Annotated in this window: 18 protein-coding genes; 17 read left to right on the top strand and 1 reads right to left on the bottom strand. The window is 40.5% G+C overall.

The genetic code is table 11. The features are described 5' to 3' along the window. Positions 1–110: 110 nt before the first annotated feature. The 9 genes from PRIP_RS13100 to cshA all read left to right on the top strand — a co-directional run bounded on the left by PRIP_RS13100 (position 111) and on the right by cshA (position 8,866). Positions 111–1,214 carry a 5-methyltetrahydropteroyltriglutamate--homocysteine S-methyltransferase gene (locus tag PRIP_RS13100; RefSeq protein WP_420912127.1) on the top strand — a complete coding sequence of 368 codons (1,104 nt, stop codon included), beginning with the start codon at positions 111–113 and terminating at the stop codon, positions 1,212–1,214. Between the two features lie 214 nt (positions 1,215–1,428). Further along, positions 1,429–1,575, top strand: a complete 147-nt coding sequence (locus PRIP_RS17320) for an Lmo0850 family protein (RefSeq protein ID WP_173400786.1) — start codon at positions 1,429–1,431, stop codon at positions 1,573–1,575. 165 nt (positions 1,576–1,740) lie between these two features. Then, positions 1,741–2,517 (top strand): hypothetical protein, encoded by a 777-nt coding sequence (locus PRIP_RS13095; RefSeq protein ID WP_036101565.1) that lies wholly within the window; start codon positions 1,741–1,743, stop codon positions 2,515–2,517. An 82-nt stretch (positions 2,518–2,599) separates the two neighbouring features. Then, positions 2,600–3,151, top strand: a complete 552-nt coding sequence (locus PRIP_RS13090) for a TetR/AcrR family transcriptional regulator (protein ID WP_036101563.1) — start codon at positions 2,600–2,602, stop codon at positions 3,149–3,151. A 90-nt stretch (positions 3,152–3,241) separates the two neighbouring features. Further along, the gene (locus tag PRIP_RS13085) at positions 3,242–3,589 is read left to right on the top strand and encodes a DMT family transporter (RefSeq protein WP_036101561.1); all 348 of its coding nucleotides are present in this window, start codon (positions 3,242–3,244) and stop codon (positions 3,587–3,589) included. Next, positions 3,589–3,909, top strand: coding sequence for a DMT family transporter (locus tag PRIP_RS13080; protein ID WP_036101560.1), 321 nt, complete (start codon positions 3,589–3,591; stop codon positions 3,907–3,909). Before PRIP_RS13085 ends, PRIP_RS13080 begins: the two co-directional genes overlap by 1 nt. A 167-nt stretch (positions 3,910–4,076) precedes the next feature. After that, positions 4,077–5,195 carry a D-alanine--D-alanine ligase gene (locus tag PRIP_RS13075; RefSeq protein WP_036101559.1) on the top strand — a complete coding sequence of 373 codons (1,119 nt, stop codon included), beginning with the start codon at positions 4,077–4,079 and terminating at the stop codon, positions 5,193–5,195. Between the two features lie 62 nt (positions 5,196–5,257). Next, positions 5,258–6,619 carry a UDP-N-acetylmuramoyl-tripeptide--D-alanyl-D-alanine ligase gene (locus tag PRIP_RS13070; protein WP_036101558.1) on the top strand — a complete coding sequence of 454 codons (1,362 nt, stop codon included), beginning with the start codon at positions 5,258–5,260 and terminating at the stop codon, positions 6,617–6,619. Positions 6,620–7,336: 717 nt separating this feature from the next. Then, positions 7,337–8,866, top strand: a complete 1,530-nt coding sequence (gene cshA, locus PRIP_RS13065) for a degradosome RNA helicase CshA (protein ID WP_036101557.1) — start codon at positions 7,337–7,339, stop codon at positions 8,864–8,866. A gap of 58 nt (positions 8,867–8,924) precedes the next feature. On the opposite strand, the gene PRIP_RS13060 is transcribed toward cshA, so the two are convergent. Next, positions 8,925–10,868, bottom strand: a complete 1,944-nt coding sequence (locus tag PRIP_RS13060; protein ID WP_036101556.1) for an ABC-F family ATP-binding cassette domain-containing protein — start codon at positions 10,866–10,868, stop codon at positions 8,925–8,927. 370 nt (positions 10,869–11,238) lie between these two features. On the opposite strand from PRIP_RS13060, the gene PRIP_RS13055 reads away from it, so the two are divergent. From PRIP_RS13055 to PRIP_RS13030, 8 genes are all read left to right on the top strand, one after another. Next, the gene (locus tag PRIP_RS13055) at positions 11,239–11,880 is read left to right on the top strand and encodes a redox-sensing transcriptional repressor Rex (RefSeq protein WP_036101555.1); all 642 of its coding nucleotides are present in this window, start codon (positions 11,239–11,241) and stop codon (positions 11,878–11,880) included. Positions 11,881–12,128: 248 nt separating this feature from the next. Then, a complete protein-coding gene (gene msrA, locus PRIP_RS13050; protein ID WP_036101554.1) occupies positions 12,129–13,256 on the top strand; it encodes a peptide-methionine (S)-S-oxide reductase MsrA in 1,128 nt (375 codons plus the stop codon). Between the two features lie 17 nt (positions 13,257–13,273). Then, positions 13,274–13,966 (top strand): response regulator transcription factor, encoded by a 693-nt coding sequence (locus PRIP_RS13045; RefSeq protein WP_036101553.1) that lies wholly within the window; start codon positions 13,274–13,276, stop codon positions 13,964–13,966. Beyond that, positions 13,963–14,925, top strand: coding sequence for a sensor histidine kinase (locus tag PRIP_RS13040; RefSeq protein WP_241434182.1), 963 nt, complete (start codon positions 13,963–13,965; stop codon positions 14,923–14,925). The genes PRIP_RS13045 and PRIP_RS13040 overlap by 4 nt, the downstream gene beginning before the upstream one ends. 78 nt (positions 14,926–15,003) lie before the next feature. Further along, a complete protein-coding gene (locus PRIP_RS16430; RefSeq protein WP_052008931.1) occupies positions 15,004–15,225 on the top strand; it encodes a hypothetical protein in 222 nt (73 codons plus the stop codon). A gap of 17 nt (positions 15,226–15,242) precedes the next feature. Next, positions 15,243–16,193 (top strand): ABC transporter substrate-binding protein, encoded by a 951-nt coding sequence (locus tag PRIP_RS13035; RefSeq protein WP_052008930.1) that lies wholly within the window; start codon positions 15,243–15,245, stop codon positions 16,191–16,193. Next, a complete protein-coding gene (locus PRIP_RS17200) occupies positions 16,180–16,335 on the top strand; it encodes a hypothetical protein (RefSeq protein ID WP_159101549.1) in 156 nt (51 codons plus the stop codon). The genes PRIP_RS13035 and PRIP_RS17200 overlap by 14 nt, the downstream gene beginning before the upstream one ends. Continuing rightward, entirely contained in the window at positions 16,328–16,915 is a 588-nt protein-coding gene (locus PRIP_RS13030; RefSeq protein ID WP_036101552.1) for an ABC transporter permease, read from the top strand. The genes PRIP_RS17200 and PRIP_RS13030 overlap by 8 nt, the downstream gene beginning before the upstream one ends. The last annotated feature ends 110 nt before the right edge of the window (positions 16,916–17,025 follow it).

The raw sequence follows: 17,025 nt of genomic DNA, 5'->3' as shown, positions 1-17,025 counted from the left end.
GAAGCTTGCTCAAATCTATGTTACTTGAGTAAGCTTTTTCTTATTACATATTGCAAAAGTGTCTGAATTGGCATACAATACTAATATATCAGATGATTGGAGTGATGTACGTGGTAAAAGCACCATTTAGAGCGGACCAAGTTGGCAGTATTTTAAGGACAGAAGCAATTAAGCAAGCAAGATTAGACAAAGCTTCAGGCAAAATTACCGACACCGAATTACGCGCAATCGAGGATCGAGAAATTAAGTATATCGTAGAAAAACAAAAAGAAGCAGGACTAAAAGCTGTCACAGATGGCGAGTTCCGTCGCGCTTGGTGGCATTTTGACTTTTTAGAAGGACTGGAGGGTGTTGAAGGATACGATGCAGATACTGGCATTCAATTTGCCAATGTGCAAACGAAGACCCATTCCGTCAAAATTGTGGCACCGATTCGTTTTGAAAATCACCCGATGCTTGCCGATTATCGCTTTTTACATAGCATAGCAGGAGATGATGTCGTAGCTAAAATGACCATTCCAAGTCCAGCGATGTTGCATTATCGCGGTGATATCGAGTACGCGCCATATATTTCGGATAAATCGCTATTTCTAAAAGACTTAGCCACAGCTTATAAAAAAGCCATCCAAGCATTCTATGAAGAAGGTTGCCGTTATTTGCAATTAGACGACACCTCATGGAGTTATTTATGTTCCGATGAGCAAAGAGAAGTCGTGCGTTCTCGAGGATTTGATCCCGACGAATTACAGACGGTGTATAAAAATCTCATCAATGAAGCAATCTCCGAAAAACCAGCAGACATGGTCATCACAATGCACATCTGCCGCGGAAATTTCCGTTCTACATGGATTGCGTCTGGCGGTTACGAGCCAGTAGCTGAAACATTATTTGGTGGCTTAAATATCGATGGTTTTTTCCTTGAGTACGATAATGACCGTTCTGGTGACTTTGCGCCACTTCGTTACGTGAAACGTCCGGATTTAAAAATCATCCTAGGCCTAGTCACTTCCAAAAATGGCGTTTTAGAAGATTCAGATGCGATTAAAGAACGCATTCAAGAAGCCTCCGAAATCGTACCACTTTCCCAACTATGTCTTAGCCCGCAGTGCGGTTTTGCGTCCACGGAAGAAGGAAATGTCCTAACCGAAGCAGAACAATGGGCAAAACTAGCTCATGTTGTATCCATTGCGAATGATGTGTGGAACGAACAATAATTTGCAACGACCCCATAGCTATTCTTGGCTGGGGTTTTTTATAATTATTCGGTTTTAAACCGTTTTCAGTTCATTTGAAATAAAAATAATTCGTAAATACATGATGTTTTTTTGAAAAAAGGCTGTTTTTGTGTGGCGATTTGTGTTAAAGTGAACCTATAGAGAAAAACTAAACGGGATAGTATCTCTATAAAAGCGATTGGAGTGATACCATTTGCAAGAAAATAAAGAAGTATTAAACCAAGTTATGAAGCAATTAGAGAAAAAAGGTATTTTTGTAGAGAAGACGAAATCCAGACATGATATCTGGCGCAATTTACAGAAAAATCACTTGAACCTTGTGAAACTAAGCGTACGTTAACTACATACGATTTTACTTTTTTAGACATCGGTATCGCGGGATATCGGTGTTTTTTGTGTGTAATGTATTAGTAACTTATATTTGAATCAATTGACACAGACAATTAGAGATAAGTGTTGTATGATGTATACAAAGAGAGTAAAAGAGGATGGGTGAGAAAAGACGATGAAAAAAGAGACGCTAAAGCAGCAGTCAATTTATGTACATATGGATAATGTCATTAATAATGTTGTAACAAGTGGAATTACTTTTTGTGATTTCATGAACGGTGTGATGTCGCCACCACAAAATATTCTACTCTTGAAGCATCAGTTTCAAGACGCGTCTTATAATGCACATACATCTTTTCATTACTCAGATGTGAGAGACTTAGCGGAACTAAAGAAAGCTTCCGTGTCGCAAAATGGCGATTTTTGCTGGGTGGATTTTGAAGATTTGGATTTGGTAAATCAGTTAACGGCTCAGGAAGTTGCAGAATTGCTATATTTGGCGCACACAGGAAGACATTTACGTTCGCCTTTTTACTATAAATTACAGAATAACTTTGTGTATTTGACGATGAATGATGGCAGGTACAATAAGGTATATTATCGCAATTTAGACCAGTTTTATCATGTCTTAGCATATGCAATTTGGAAAAATATGATGCAGCTAACAACAGAAAAAATTGCGTTGCCGTTCGTGAAACGAAAGAAGATTGCTGATATTCCTGTAGCTCTATTGAAGAAATTCGCCACTTACTTTAAAGAAGGCATCTGTATTTCATTTGATGACGCGGTAAAAAATCGAAATCAAATCGAGGTTCCGATTGGTTATCATTTGCAAGATGATATGCAAGAATTATTGCGTTCTAATGAGTTGATTGGCTATGATCGTGTAGTGGCACACCTGAATTATGATTTGAAGAAAAACGAATGGTTGTTAATAGAAGAAGGTCAGTGAAAAATCGCGAAAATATATTACTTTACGGCGCGCGATTTTTTTGTTACAATAAAACTAACGATTGTTAGTTAGGAGGCGTTTTATGTCGGGAGAAAAATTGAAAGAAGCGGCATTGCCATTGTTTGCAGAGCAAGGTTATGAAGGCACAGCATTGTCCGAAATTGCAAAAGCAGTAGGCATTAAAACACCGTCGATTTATGCTCATTTTGCCTCGAAAGAAACTTTGTTTTTGGAGATATATCGTGATGTGATAAAGCATGAGCTCACGGTACTTGGTGCTATTAAAGACCAGGTCTATCCTACAGTGGACGAAGCGCTACGGGCCTTTTTTTACCAAGTTACGGATTTTAATGCGAATCCTGCGATGAAACGATTTTTCCAACGCGCGATTTTCTTTCCACCTCAATCTTTGGCAACGCAAATGCGTGAGGAAATGACGACATATGAGGCGATGACATCAGAAATGATTGGTAGCTTATTATTGCAAAAGATGGATGAGACGCGAAAAGACAAGTGGGTGCACGTATTTTATTGTTTGCTGGACGGCCTTAGTTTGGAACACGAAATATACGATGCAACAGAATTTGAAATGCGACGGGAAACAGCATGGGTAGCACTAGCATCATTGATGTAATGTAAGTTTTAGAAAGGATGACCTTTCGGATACGGATAGACGTATTTTTCACAATTTTGGGACAGCCCGATTATTCAGGAGGAAAAGATAATGGCATGGTTATATTTAGTGCTTGCCGGGTTGTCTGAAATTGTTTGGGCATTTGGTTTGAAAGAAGCACATGGTTTTACAAGACTGGGATGGAGTTTGTTAACGATTGCCTTTTTGATTGTGAGCTTTTATTTGTTTGCGCGGGCGATGCGTAAAATCCCGATTGGTACGGCATATGCGGTGTTTACGGGGATTGGCGCGGCAGGAACGGCGATTATCGGCATGTTGTTCCTAAACGAATCAGCAGGGCTCTGGAAAATTATTTCGCTTGCAGTCCTTCTTGTTGGCATTATTGGGTTGAAACTCGTTGATGGTGGGAACAAGGCAGAAAGCGCAGGTGAGAAATAATGGCATGGATTTTCTTATTGATTGCAGGCATTTGCGAAATGGGCTTTGTTGTCATGATGAAACTTTCCGAAGGCTTTAAAATTTGGAAATACACAGTATTGACGATTATTTTCATGATTTTCAGCTTTTTCTTACTATCGCTTTCTTTAAAAACAATCCCGATTGGCACAGGCTATGCAGTCTGGACGGGAATTGGCGCGGTCGGCTCGGTTCTCATGGGCATGTTCCTCTTTAAAGAAAAGAAAAGCGCACTGAAATTATTATTTATCACACTAATAATTGCTGGCGTCATCGGCTTGAAATTAACTTCCGGCGCTTAATAATGCTTAGAAACAAGGAGAGAACGAACAAGACTTTGATGTAAAAGATAATTTTTCTACAGTTTAGCATCTATTTTTAGGTGCTTTTTTTTATGTTTCGCTTTCTTTCGGTGAAAAACATGTTAAAATAGATTGTAATTGATTTAGGGAATCGACGGAGGGATAGTATGAAAACAAAATTAGTGGTGCTCTATGGTGGGAAGTCTGCGGAACATGAGATTTCTTTACAGACAGCTTTTTCAGTCATTAATGCTTTGGCTTTTGATAAATTTAGTGTGCAACCGATTTACATAACAAATGATGGCGATTGGGTTCAAGGCCCGATCCTAACGCAAAAAGTAGATTTTGTAGAGCAACTTCGATTTGAACAAATGGAGCAATTGCGTTTAGCGAATCAAGAGGGTGAGGCTTCGCATGGTTTAGCGATTAGTCCGGCATCTATTCGTGAAGAGCAGAGCGCGGAACCACTGGTTGTTTTTCCATTGTTGCATGGTCCTAATGGTGAAGATGGCACGGTACAGGGCTTGCTAGAAGTGCTGGACTTGCCGTATGTTGGAAACGGTGTTCTTGCTTCTGCGGCTGCAATGGATAAAATCGTGATGAAAATGGTTTTTGCAGATGCAGGTATTCCGCAAGTTGCTTCAGTAGCAGTGCGTGCGATTGAGTGGGAAGAATCACAACAGGAAATGCTTGCTAAAATCGAGTCGGAACTCGTTTATCCGGTGTTTGTCAAACCAGCGAATTTAGGCTCCAGTGTTGGGATTAGTAAAGCAGTAGATCGTGACACCTTAGTGGAGGCGATGGTAGAAGCATTGCGTTATGACCGCCGAATCGTGGTAGAGCAAGGTGTTGTTGCTCGCGAAATTGAGGTTGCTGTATTAGGAAATGATAAACCAGCTTGTTCTGTTGCTGGTGAAATTATTCCAAAAGGAGAAGTTGCTGTTTTCTATGATTATAAGGCGAAGTATCAAGATAATGATACGGTGATGGCGATTCCGGCTAATTTGGAACCAGCGATTTATGAGCAATTAGTGGATTATGCAACGCGAGCTTTTACAGGTTTGGACGCAAGCGGTTTAGTTCGTGCCGACTTTTTTGTAACGAAAGACAATCAAATTTTCTTGAATGAAGTCAACACGATGCCTGGTTTCACACCGTTTAGCATGTATCCGTTGCTTTGGCAAGAAAGCGGTTTGCCATATACGGATTTGATTAGTAAATTAGTTGATTTGGCGATAGAACGTCATGATGCGAATAATAAATTGAAATACACGCTAGAAGATTAAATGAATGAAGAAAGCAGTGCCTCGCTGGGCTGCTTTTTTCTCGGAATTTGGAGGAAATGTAAGTGAAAAGAACAGTTGGCGAAATTGTAGATATGATACCGATTTTAAATGATATAGGAGCTTGGAAAGATGTTGTGATTACAGGTGTTTGCTTTGATACGCGTCAGATTGAGACGGGCAATTTATTTGTGCCTTTTATTGGCGAATCGCGCGATGGGCATGCTTTTGTTGGGCAGGCACATGAAGCAGGTGCAGCAGCGGCTTTTTGGCAAAAAGATGTTCCGAATCCACCAGTTGGCGTTCCTGTTTTGATGGTAGAAGATACGTTACTAGCATTGCAGAGCTTGGCGAAAGCTTATTTGAAACAAGTAGCGCCCAAAACGATTGCGATTACAGGAAGTAACGGGAAAACGACGACAAAAGATATCATGGCGGCAATCGCTTCACAGAAATACCGTGTGCACAAAACGGGCGGGAATTTTAATAATCACATTGGTTTGCCTTATACGATTTTAAGTATGCCAGAGGATACAGAAGTTGCGGTACTTGAAATGGGCATGAATCATCGTCATGAGATTGAAGTACTGACGAAGATTGTGGAACCAGATATAGCGATAATTACGAATATCGGTGAAGCACATTTGGAACATCTTGGTTCCAGAGAAGGAATCGCTGAGGCAAAAATGGAAGTGACGCAAGGCTTGCGCGAAACAAGTTTGCTGATTTATCCTAGTGATGAGCAGCTGTTGAAGCCACTTGTAAGTAATGCATATCGCACGGCGACGTTTGGTGAGACCGGAGACATTCAGCCGGTGACGATTCAGACAGAGATGGAAGGCACGACATTTACGACAAATGAGGCGCCTGATGTAGCGATTTTTGTACCAATCGTTGGTGAACATAACGTGTTTAACACGATGGCCGCGATGCTTGCTGCGCGTGAACTGGGGATTATTCCAGAAGACGTGAAAGAAGCATTGGCGAATATGGAACGTTCCGCGAGCCGCTTAGAATGGCTTGTTGGCGCGAAAGGTAGCCAAATTTTGAACGATGCCTATAACTCAAGCCCAACAGCATTAACTGCTGTGCTAAAAACATTCATGCATCTTGATTCCACGGGTAAAAAGAAATTCGTTGTTGTAGCTGACATGTTGGAACTAGGCGCTGATGCAGACAAGTTCCATTACGAAGCAGGAAAAACAATCCAACATGGTGCTGTGGACCAAGTCTTCGCATACGGAACACACATGACCGCTTTCGCAAAAGCCGCCGCAGAACAACTTGGTGCTGATAATGTGGCGCACTTTGAAACAAAAGAAGCCTTAAAAGGAGCATTGTTAGCAAACGTGACTGGTAATGAGTATATCATGGTAAAAGGGTCATACGGAATGGGACTAAAAGAAGTAGTAGACACATTGTTATAAAATAAAGGATAGCATTACAAAGTCGAGAAATCAGATTTTGTGGTGCTATTTTGCTAGTTGAGAGAGGCAAACAATGAAACCGCTACCGCCAAATTTATTCCATCAATCTGGCTTAAATCATTGAAAACACAAGGAATCCGTGTTATGATGGTTTGTGGAAGTTAATTAGGTTTTTACGATAAGCCTACATTATTATTTAGAGGGCTTTTTTATTTTTTGCGTAGAGCTTTAGAACAAGACTAAAAGCGAGCCATTGAATGTCACACCCTAATTATTAAATCTATTTTAGGGTAAGACGTACATTTGGCTTTACACAAATCGAGCGAAAGCGTTTGTATTCCAAGAGTTTGGTGGAAGCCGGAAGCGGAGCATACTCAAGTATGTGATGACTGAAAGCAGGGAGGGAGTTGTATCCCCGACCATGCGAGAAGTTAAGCGTAGCGTATGCGAAGTAGCACCGGAAGTCTACCAAAGTGTTGGAATGCGAACGCTTGCCGCCGATTTATCTGGCTTATGTTCTAAACTCCATTATGTCGTGAATCATATGCTTGGGATCCCAAGCTTTTCTATTGCAGAAAAATGAAAAATGCGGGCGTTTATTTCACGAAGAAAGAACGGCTAGCTTGCATTAAACAGATGACTTAAAACGATGAGTAAAGATGATGAAGATGAGAAAGTGCTCTCCCAAAAAAACTTATTTTTAAAGGAGAAATGACATTGACAAAGTTTTCGGAGTTCGGTTTAGATCCGCAAATTGTTAAATCAGTAAACAGAATGGGATTTGAGGAAGCTACCCCAATCCAAGAAAAGACGATTCCACTAGGACTCGCAGGTAAAGATATTATTGGTCAAGCACAAACAGGTACGGGTAAAACAGCAGCATTTGGTCTGCCACTTATCAACAAAATTGATAACAAGAAGAACGGTGTACAATCGCTTATTATTGCACCAACGCGTGAGCTTGCGATTCAGGTTTCTGAAGAGCTTTACAAATTAGCTTACGACAAACGTTTGCACGTATTAGCAGTATACGGTGGTTCAGATATTAGCCGCCAAATCCGTTCATTGAAGAAGAACCCACAAATCGTTGTTGGTACGCCAGGACGTATTTTAGATCATATTAATCGTAAAACATTGCGTTTAGAAAATGTTGAGACATTAGTTCTGGACGAAGCAGATGAAATGCTAAACATGGGATTCATTGACGACATTGAATCTATCTTAAAAACGGTGCCTGATGAGCGCCAAACGTTGCTATTCTCAGCAACAATGCCAAAACCAATCCAGCGTATTGCAGAACGTTTCATGAAAGACCCTGAATTGGTTCGCGTAAAAACAAAAGAAATGACAGCTCTATTAATCGAGCAATTTTTCGTGAAAGTGAATGAAAGAGAGAAATTTGACGTTCTTTCTAGACTTTTGGATGTACAATCACCTGAACTTGCGATTGTTTTCGGTCGTACGAAACGTCGTGTTGATGAGGTGTCTCGTGCACTTGATATGCGCGGTTATGTTGCTGAAGGTATTCACGGTGACTTAACACAAGCGAAACGTATGAGTGTTTTGCGCAAGTTTAAAGAAGGTAAAATCGACGTACTTGTTGCAACAGACGTAGCGGCTCGTGGCCTTGATATTTCTGGCGTAACACACGTGTATAACTTTGACATTCCGCAAGATCCTGAGTCTTACGTTCACCGTATCGGCCGTACTGGTCGTGCTGGTAAAGAAGGTATGGCAGTAACATTCGTATCACCACGTGAAATGGGTTACCTGAAAATCGTGGAAGATACAACGAAAAAACGGATGACACCACTTCAACCACCAACTTGGGATGAAGCTTTCGAAGGTCAATTACGTGTAGCAACTGAAAAAATCGCTGAAATCGTTCGCGAAGGCAGCCTAGCAGATTATAAAGTGGTTGCAACGAAATTACTAGAAGAATACGATCCAACTGACATTGCAGCAGCTATGCTAAAAATGTTATCTAAAGAACCAGATCAAACACCAGTCCATATTACCGAAGAACGTCCATTACCTCATCGTGGAGGCAAAGGCGGCGGCGGTAAAGGCAAAGGTGGCGGTTATCGCGGAGGCAATAAAGGTGGCTACCGTGGTGGCGATCGTAAAGGTTCTGGCGGTGGAGGTTATCGTGGCGGCGGTAAAGGCGGTTCCGGCGGCGGACGACGTTATAGCAATGAACGCAAAGGTTCTGGCGGCGGTGGCGCAAACAGAGGCGGCACGAAATAATTGAACACACGATAAATACGGCGATGAAATCTGATAGTAGATTTCACCGCCGTATTTTTTATTCCTCTAATTCTTCGCTCAAAATAGTCCATTCTTCCATCAGGTCTTCACTTAACTGCTTCAATGTATCTAATTGCTCCGTTCGAGCATACGCAGCCTCGTGGTCTTGGTAAATCACAGGATCCAGAAGTTCATGCTCAATCTCGCTAATTTTCCCATCGGTTTCTTCCATTTTGGCTTCGATTTCTTCTAATTTACGCTTTTTCTGACGGAGGATTTTTTGCTGTTCCTTGTCTAGGTGAAAAGCTTGTTTGGCAGTAGTTAATTGTTTTTCCTCCAGGGTAACCGGTTGATTTTGCGCATCGAGACGTGCATGTTCTCGTTGTTCTGCCAGTTTTTCCTGATAATAATCATAATCACCAAGATAAACTTGCGCATGATCAGGGTGCATCTCCACGATTTTAGAGGCAATGCGGTTGATAAAATAACGGTCATGCGACACAAACAAAATCGTGCCTTCAAAATCAATCAGCGCTGCTTCTAAAACTTCCTTGCTTTCAATGTCTAAATGGTTGGTCGGTTCATCGAGAATGAGCAAGTTAGCGCCAACCAATGTTAACTTCGCTAATGCCACACGGGCTTTTTCGCCACCACTTAGCGTATTCACTACCTTCAAAACATCATCATCGGAAAACAAGAAGTTCCCAAGTGTCGTCCGAATTGTCTGCTCATCTAGCTCCGGATAATCGTCCCATAACTCATGTAAAATCGATTTATTCGAGTTCAATCTCGCTTGTTCCTGGTCATAATACCCAATCTGCACATTCGTTCCAAAGCGGAAATCACCAGAAAGCGCTGGAATATCACCAATCAATGTTTTCAAAAAGGTTGATTTACCAATTCCGTTCGGACCAACAAGGGCAATGCTTTCATGCCGTTTCATATCAAAAGTGAGTTGCTGTGACACGCGTTTATCTACCGCATAACCAATCGCCAAATCTTCCACAAACAAAACATCCTTGCCACTCGCGCGATCAAATGGAAAACCAAAATGTGCTGCTTTTTCATCGCCTTGCGGTCGGTCAAGCCGGTCAAGTTTATCGAGTTGTTTACGTCTGCTTTGGGCCCGTTTCGTTGTGGATGCACGGACAATGTTGCGTGCTACGAAATCTTCTAGTTTCGCGATTTTTTCTTGTTGCTTATCAAACTCTTTCCATTGTTGTTCTAATTTGGCTTGCTTCTGAACGAGATACCGCGAATAATTGCCGACATAACGGTCAATGTGTGTTCGGCTAATTTCATACACTTGATTCACTACTTTATCCAAGAAATAACGATCATGAGACACGATCAGCAGCGCGCCTTTATAGTTTTGCAAGTAGGTTTCAAGCCAGGAAAGGGTAGCGATGTCCAAATGGTTGGTCGGTTCATCGAGAATTAGAATATCATGTCGTGCCAACAAAAGCTTTGCAAGCGCAAGACGCGTCTTCTGGCCGCCACTGAGCGATTCGATTAGCTTCCCATAATCCTCTTCATAAAAACGCAAACCATGCAAAACAGAGCGAATCTCGGCCTCGTACTGGTAACCGCCCTGTTCCTTAAATGTATGTTGCAGTAAATCGTATTCTTTCATTGTTTGGTCGTACTGTTCTTTATTCTCGTAAATTTCCGGCTCACCAAGACGCGCCTCCAAGGCCCGTAAGTCGTGTTCCATTGCTTGTAAACCAGTAAAAGCAGTGAGCATTTCATTCCAAATCGTCTTCGTCGACGCAAGACCTGTGTTTTGCGCCAAATAGCCGATTTGCACATGTTTTGGTTTGGAAATGGTGCCACCATCATAGCTTAATTCTCCCGCGATGATTTTGAGCAATGTTGATTTTCCCGCACCATTTCGACCCACTAATGCAATTCGATCATTTGTTTGCACTTCTAATTTTATATTTTCTAATATCGTTTCAGCACCAAAATGCTTGACAATCTGTTGAACTTGCAAAAGAATCATTGTAATTTTTCCCCTCATCTTCAAAATATCTCTATTTCTAGTTTATCGCAAAGCAGGGGGATAAGCAATGGTCTGAGATAGGAAACGCTTACCATCATTTATTTCACAAACTCGATATTGTGAAAATGCTAGCAATATGATTTGCTTTGCGATATAATGTATTTTATGAAGTGTTGTAACAAAATAGTAACATTATCTGTGAGCAAAAACATTGTGAAATCTATGTGAAATGTTTATAGTAAATAAGCAAGCATGTGAAAAGAGCAACGAGTGTGAAATAATCATTCAACTTGTGATAGATACATGTTTCTTAGCGCAAGGATTATTCATTGATCCATTTTTAAATTCAAGAGGAAGAAGGGAAACAAACATGATTGAGGAAACAGGCAAGATTCCACAAGCTACAGCAAAGCGTTTGCCGCTTTACCATCGTTATTTGAAGTATTTACATGAATCAGGTAAGGAAAGAGTATCGTCTGCGGAATTAAGTGAAGCCGTAAAGGTGGACTCCGCAACAATTCGCCGTGATTTCTCCTATTTCGGAGCACTTGGCAAGAAGGGCTATGGTTATAATGTGTCTTACATATTAGACTTCTTTAGCAAAACATTGAGCCAAGACAAACAAACAAATGTAGCGATTATTGGTGTTGGTAATTTGGGGACCGCACTATTACACTATAATTTCATGAAAAACAATAATATCAAAATTGTAGCGGCGTTTGATGTGGATACAAACAAAGTTGGAACTGTGCAACAAAATATTCCGATTTACCACTTAAATGATATGCAGGATTTATTGAAAGAAAACAAAGTCGAAGTGGTTATTTTGACAGTACCATCAGATGAGGCACAGACGACAGTTGACCGTTTATTGGAAGCAAACGTGAAAGGTATTCTGAACTTTACACCTGCACGTATTAGCGTACCAAAACATGTTCGTGTGCATCATATTGATTTAACGACGGAACTACAAACATTGATTTATTTCTTAGAGAACTATCCGAATAAGTAAATTGTTTCAGAGAATGGGAGACGTATCCTGTTCTCTTTTTTTATAGCGATAATGGGAAATACTGTTTTTATAGGTTGTATAATGGTAAAATACCAATATATTACGTAGAGAATCATACATTATGTCAAAACTTAAGAATTACATAATAATTAGATAAGCAATATGAAACTACTTTTCAGTACAATGATATCGCAGAATCCTAAATGTAAAATGATAAAAGTTTAGTACTAATCTGGAGGTTGATGATCATGAAAAAGTGGTTAAAGTATAGCATTATTGTTATCGTGCTACTTGCTATAGGATGGGGCGTGTATGCCTATGTTTCTCATCAAAGCGAAAAATCAAATGGTAGCGAAAATATTATATATCAAAATGTTGGTGATGACGGATCTGGACAAGAGGTAGCTATATTTGCCGGAGGGTGCTTCTGGTGTATGGAGCCACCATTTGAAAAGCTAAAAGGTGTGAATGATGTTATTTCAGGCTATACTGGAGGGACGACTAGAAATCCGACGTATGACGAAGTATCTAGCGGGAACACAGGGCATCAAGAAGCAGTGATGATTAAATATGATCCGAAAGTGATTTCCTATGAACAACTTCTGGATGTGTTTTGGCGTCAGATTGACCCGACAGATGCGAAAGGACAGTTTGTCGATCGAGGAACGCAATATGGTGCAAGTATTTTCTATGTGAATGCTGAACAAAAAGCGGAAGCAGAGGCATCGAAAAAGGCACTAATTTCGACGGACCGCTTCAGCAAAGTAGTTACACCTATTAAGGCTTCGGGTGCATTTTATCAAGCTGAAACGTATCATCAAGACTATTATAAGAAACACCCAAAAAGTTATAAATTTTACCGTAATGGTTCTGGCCGTGATAGTTTCTTAGATGAGCACTGGGGAAAAGATAGAGAGGTTAGATTGCCGAGCTATCCAGAAAGCTATACACAAGCCGACATTAAAGCAAAATTAACCGACGAACAATATCGAGTAACACAACAAAATCAGACAGAAACGGCTTTTCAAAACAAATATGATAAGAACAAGGCAGAAGGGATTTATGTAGATCTCGTTTCTGGTGAGCCGTTATTTAGTTCGACAGACAAATATGATTCTGGAACAGGATGGCCCAGTTTTACAAAACCGCTTGTGCCAAACAATATTTATGAAAAAGAAGATGATTTTTTAGTGCAGAAACGGACTGAAATTCGTAGCAAGCACGCGGACTCGCATTTAGGTCATGTTTTCTCAGATGGACCGCAACCAACGCATTTGCGCTATTGTATGAACTCTGCTGCGCTACAATTCATACCGAAAGATCAGATGGCTGAGAAAGGATACGGCAATTTTTTATATCTTTTCAATAAAAAATGAACACGAGGTGAAGCGTAATGAACACGATTTTATTAGTGGATGATGAGGAAACGATTATTGACGTGTGCCGACGATACTTGGAAAAAGAAGGATTTCGTGTTCTTACTGCGCATAATGGAGAAGAGGCGTTACGTATTTATGATGCGGAGCGTGTGGATTTAATGGTTGTTGATATTATGATGCCAAAAATGGACGGACATACGCTCATTATGGAAATTCAGGAACGTGAGAAGGATACGCCGTTTTTATATTTAAGTGCATTAACACAAGAGAAAGAGCGACTATATGGTTTAACGTTAGGAGCCGATGACTATATGTCAAAGCCGTTTAGTCCTCGGGAATTAGTTTTGCGGGTGAAGAATATTTTGCGGCGTTCCAATCGCGTTGCTACTCCTGAAATAGTAACGCATGGTCCTCTTTCTTTGGACAAAAATAAAAGACTAGCCACAGTAGATGGGCAGGAACTGGAGTTGACGATTAAGGAATTTGATTTGCTCTGGTTGCTCGCCAGTGAGAATAAACGCGTTTTCTCTAAGTCGGAATTAATCGAGCGAATTTGGGGTTATGAATATGACGGAGATGCCAATACAATTAACGTTCACATCCATCATTTGCGGGAAAAATTACAAGTGAATAGTACGGAAACAATATTTATCAAGACTGTGTGGGGCTTAGGTTATAAGTTCGAATTGGTGGTGGAGCCTTCATGAAATTAAGAACATTGCTTCTACTCTCTTATGCCATAGGTGTTATCATTGTAACGGTCGTACTTGGTTTTAGCGCATATAAGATGATTTTTAACACTAATTTGGTTATTTTTACAATATTAATCACGTTAGGCGCTAGCATGTTTGCATTTGTGATTAATTATTTGTTGATGCTCCCAGCTTTTCGTTCGATTGATCGACTGAGCAAGGAAAGTCGTGAAATTGCACGTGGAGAATTTTCAGGGCAAGTAGAAGTGACCGGTTCCATTGAAACGAAAATGTTAGCAGAAGATTTTAATGAAATGACGATGAAATTAGATCAAATGTTTCGCCAGATTAAGCAAGGCGAAGAATCTCGAAATGAGCTGATTGCCAACCTGTCCCACGATATTAAAACACCAATTGCTTCTATTCGATCGTTCTCAGAAGCTATTTTAGACGGGATGATTACGACCGACGTGGAGCGGCAACAATATTTGCGGACGATTCAGCGTGAGACGATGCGTTTGACAGACTTAGTAGATGAACTAATGGATGTCGCTGCAATTGATAAGAAGGAACCAAAACTAGAATTTGAGAGGGTCTGGATTGATCAGTTGTTAGTTAATGTGTTAGAAGGGTTTGATGTTCAGCTAAAACGGGAGCACCGTGACGTACATGTGGAAATTGCGTCGGATTGTCAATCTGTTTTTGCAGATCAACGCTTTTTAATGCGAATTTTGTATAATTTATTGGAGAATGCGTTGAAGTTTTCAGATGCTGGTACAGGAATTGCAATTACCGTCGTTTGTGAAAAAGAACGAATTGCATTTCGAGTAAAAGATTTCGGTATGGGAATTTCAAAGGCGGAGCAAGAGCGAATTTTTGATCGTTTGTATCGTGTCGAGAAATCGCGGAATTTGGCACATGGGGGGTCAGGATTAGGTCTTCATATCGCAAAAAAATTTGGCGCAATTACATGATGGCGATTTACGTGTTGAAAGCGAGATAGGCAAAGGGAGCGTATTTATTTTAACGTTGCCTACAAAGGGGGAGGAAAAATGAAGCGACTATTGCTGCTAGTAGTAATGGCGATGATTTTCATTGTAACGGCTTGTGGGAATGGCGATACGGCTAGCGTTGCTGGCATGAACGAATCACAGCTAAAACAAGAAGCCAAGGGGAAAACAGTACATTTTTATATGTGGGGTGGAGATCAGAATATTAACACATACATTGATCAATTTGTTACACCTAATGTCAAAAAAAAAAGTATGATATAACGCTAAAACGTATTCCTATGGACACAGAGAAATTTATTCAAAAACTAAATAGCGAAAAACAGGCAGGAAAGAAAGATGGAAGTATTGATATTGTATGGATTAACGGTCAAAATTTTAAAGTAGCAAAAGATAACGGTCTCTTATACGGAAAAATTACCAAGCAAATTCCAAATGTGGCGAAATTGGTAGACCCACGCTTAACGAAAAAAGATGCTGGAAATGCTATTGAAGAGCTGGAAGCCCCATGGGGGAAAACATCATTCGTCTTGCAATACAACAGTGAAAAAGTGGCAAAACCTCCGATTAACCTAGCCGATTTAACTGCATGGGTTAAAGCCAATCCAGGTCGTTTCACGTACCCAGATGTGGCCGACTTTACAGGAGATGCATTCGTACGCCAAATCATTTATGCACAAAACCCAGGGAAAACATTCACAAAAGCGCCGACTAAATCGGATCGTGTGAAGGCGTATACGTATTTACAATCATTGGCTCCGTATTTATGGCGTGAAGGGAAAACATATCCGAAGACATTGCAGGAATTGGATCAGTTGTACGCACAAGGACAGGTTGATTTTACAATGGGCTTTAATGAGCGGCGTGCTTTACCGTTTATACAGGACGGAACTTTTCCGAAAGCGACGCGGACATTTGCTTTTGAAAATGGGGCTTTAACGAACGCGCATTACTTATCGATGGCCTTTAATACGCAGCAGCCCGCAGCATCACTTGTTGTTATTAACTACTTGTTGTCGGAAGAAGCGCAGGCGGAGAAATTGAAAACCTCTGTTTGGGGTGACGGAACGACACTATTAACCGACCAGATGTCGCAAGATTGGCAAGCAAAATTTGAGGCAGCTGGCAAGACTGGGAATCAGTTTTATAACAGTTGGCAGGCGCTAGATGAGTTCCCAGATACAACAGCAGAGGCAATTCAGAAAGAGTGGGGTCAATATGTCTATCCGTAAAGGCCTTGCTTTTAGCATTCCACTATTACTAGGATTTGTGAGTATTTTTGCTGTTGCGATGCTTCTTTGGAAAATGACTATGCTAGGTGCGAACTGGCATGAAATCTTAGAAGTAAGCATACAAAAACCGTATCATGAGTAGTGTGCTATACTCCCTTGCGATAAGCGTGATAGCGACGCTACTTTCTATTAGTATCGGTGTCATGATTGTGCGCCGTGTTTTGGTAAATCCTCACGTTGCAAAGGCGATAACGCGTTTGAATATTAGCTTTTACTATCCACACTTCGTTGTAGCACTCTATGTATATTTACTATTTTCTTTTATTTATCCGTACATTGGCGACTATCATAAAATTTATGGGACATTCGAAATTTTACTAACCTATTTACTAAAAGAAATTCCGTTTGTTATTTTTTATTTGATGGTAACGTATCGCAAAATAGAGAGGGCAGAAGTAGATGTTGTGCGTCTTTCCGGTGGTGGCACGTGGCGCTTATTTACAACAGTTGAATTCCCAAAAATTGCTCCTCAACTTGCTGAACTGGCTGTTATACTAGTTTCCTTTATTTGGACAGCGTATGAAATTCCAAGTTTAGTTGGTAATAGCTTTCCTGCTTTTCTAGGTGTTGTGTTTTATCAAGGCTATTATGCAACAGATATAAGTGTTCAAGTAACAACGATGTTTTGGATGCTTGTTACGTCACTTTTTTTTTATTACTAGTAGCATGTATCTTGTTCTTTTTCCGTACAAAAGTATCGGCATTTTTTTACGAGAAGGAAGTGAGCAGACGTGAGGCGCTTTATGTATGCCCAGTATTTTATTATGCTTTG

The sequence above is a fragment of the Paenilisteria riparia FSL S10-1204 genome, assembly GCF_000525995.1.
Lineage (GTDB): Bacteria > Bacillota > Bacilli > Lactobacillales > Listeriaceae > Listeria_A > Listeria_A riparia.
This window is presented reverse-complemented; position numbering and strand designations above follow the sequence as displayed.

What these genes read in the sequence shown, in the direction of transcription:
- PRIP_RS13095 (WP_036101565.1), top strand. Translation starts at nt 1,741, where the DNA reads ATGAAAAAAGAGACGCTAAAGCAGCAGTCAATTTATGTACATATGGAT.
- PRIP_RS13090 (WP_036101563.1), top strand. Translation starts at nt 2,600, where the DNA reads ATGTCGGGAGAAAAATTGAAAGAAGCGGCATTGCCATTGTTTGCAGAG.
- PRIP_RS13085 (WP_036101561.1), top strand. Translation starts at nt 3,242, where the DNA reads ATGGCATGGTTATATTTAGTGCTTGCCGGGTTGTCTGAAATTGTTTGG.
- PRIP_RS13080 (WP_036101560.1), top strand. Translation starts at nt 3,589, where the DNA reads ATGGCATGGATTTTCTTATTGATTGCAGGCATTTGCGAAATGGGCTTT.
- PRIP_RS13075 (WP_036101559.1), top strand. Translation starts at nt 4,077, where the DNA reads ATGAAAACAAAATTAGTGGTGCTCTATGGTGGGAAGTCTGCGGAACAT.
- PRIP_RS13060 (WP_036101556.1), bottom strand. Translation starts at nt 10,868, where the DNA reads ATGATTCTTTTGCAAGTTCAACAGATTGTCAAGCATTTTGGTGCTGAA.
- PRIP_RS13055 (WP_036101555.1), top strand. Translation starts at nt 11,239, where the DNA reads ATGATTGAGGAAACAGGCAAGATTCCACAAGCTACAGCAAAGCGTTTG.
- msrA (WP_036101554.1), top strand. Translation starts at nt 12,129, where the DNA reads ATGAAAAAGTGGTTAAAGTATAGCATTATTGTTATCGTGCTACTTGCT.
- PRIP_RS13045 (WP_036101553.1), top strand. Translation starts at nt 13,274, where the DNA reads ATGAACACGATTTTATTAGTGGATGATGAGGAAACGATTATTGACGTG.
- PRIP_RS13040 (WP_241434182.1), top strand. Translation starts at nt 13,963, where the DNA reads ATGAAATTAAGAACATTGCTTCTACTCTCTTATGCCATAGGTGTTATC.
- PRIP_RS16430 (WP_052008931.1), top strand. Translation starts at nt 15,004, where the DNA reads ATGAAGCGACTATTGCTGCTAGTAGTAATGGCGATGATTTTCATTGTA.
- PRIP_RS13035 (WP_052008930.1), top strand. Translation starts at nt 15,243, where the DNA reads ATGGACACAGAGAAATTTATTCAAAAACTAAATAGCGAAAAACAGGCA.
- PRIP_RS17200 (WP_159101549.1), top strand. Translation starts at nt 16,180, where the DNA reads ATGTCTATCCGTAAAGGCCTTGCTTTTAGCATTCCACTATTACTAGGA.
- PRIP_RS13030 (WP_036101552.1), top strand. Translation starts at nt 16,328, where the DNA reads ATGAGTAGTGTGCTATACTCCCTTGCGATAAGCGTGATAGCGACGCTA.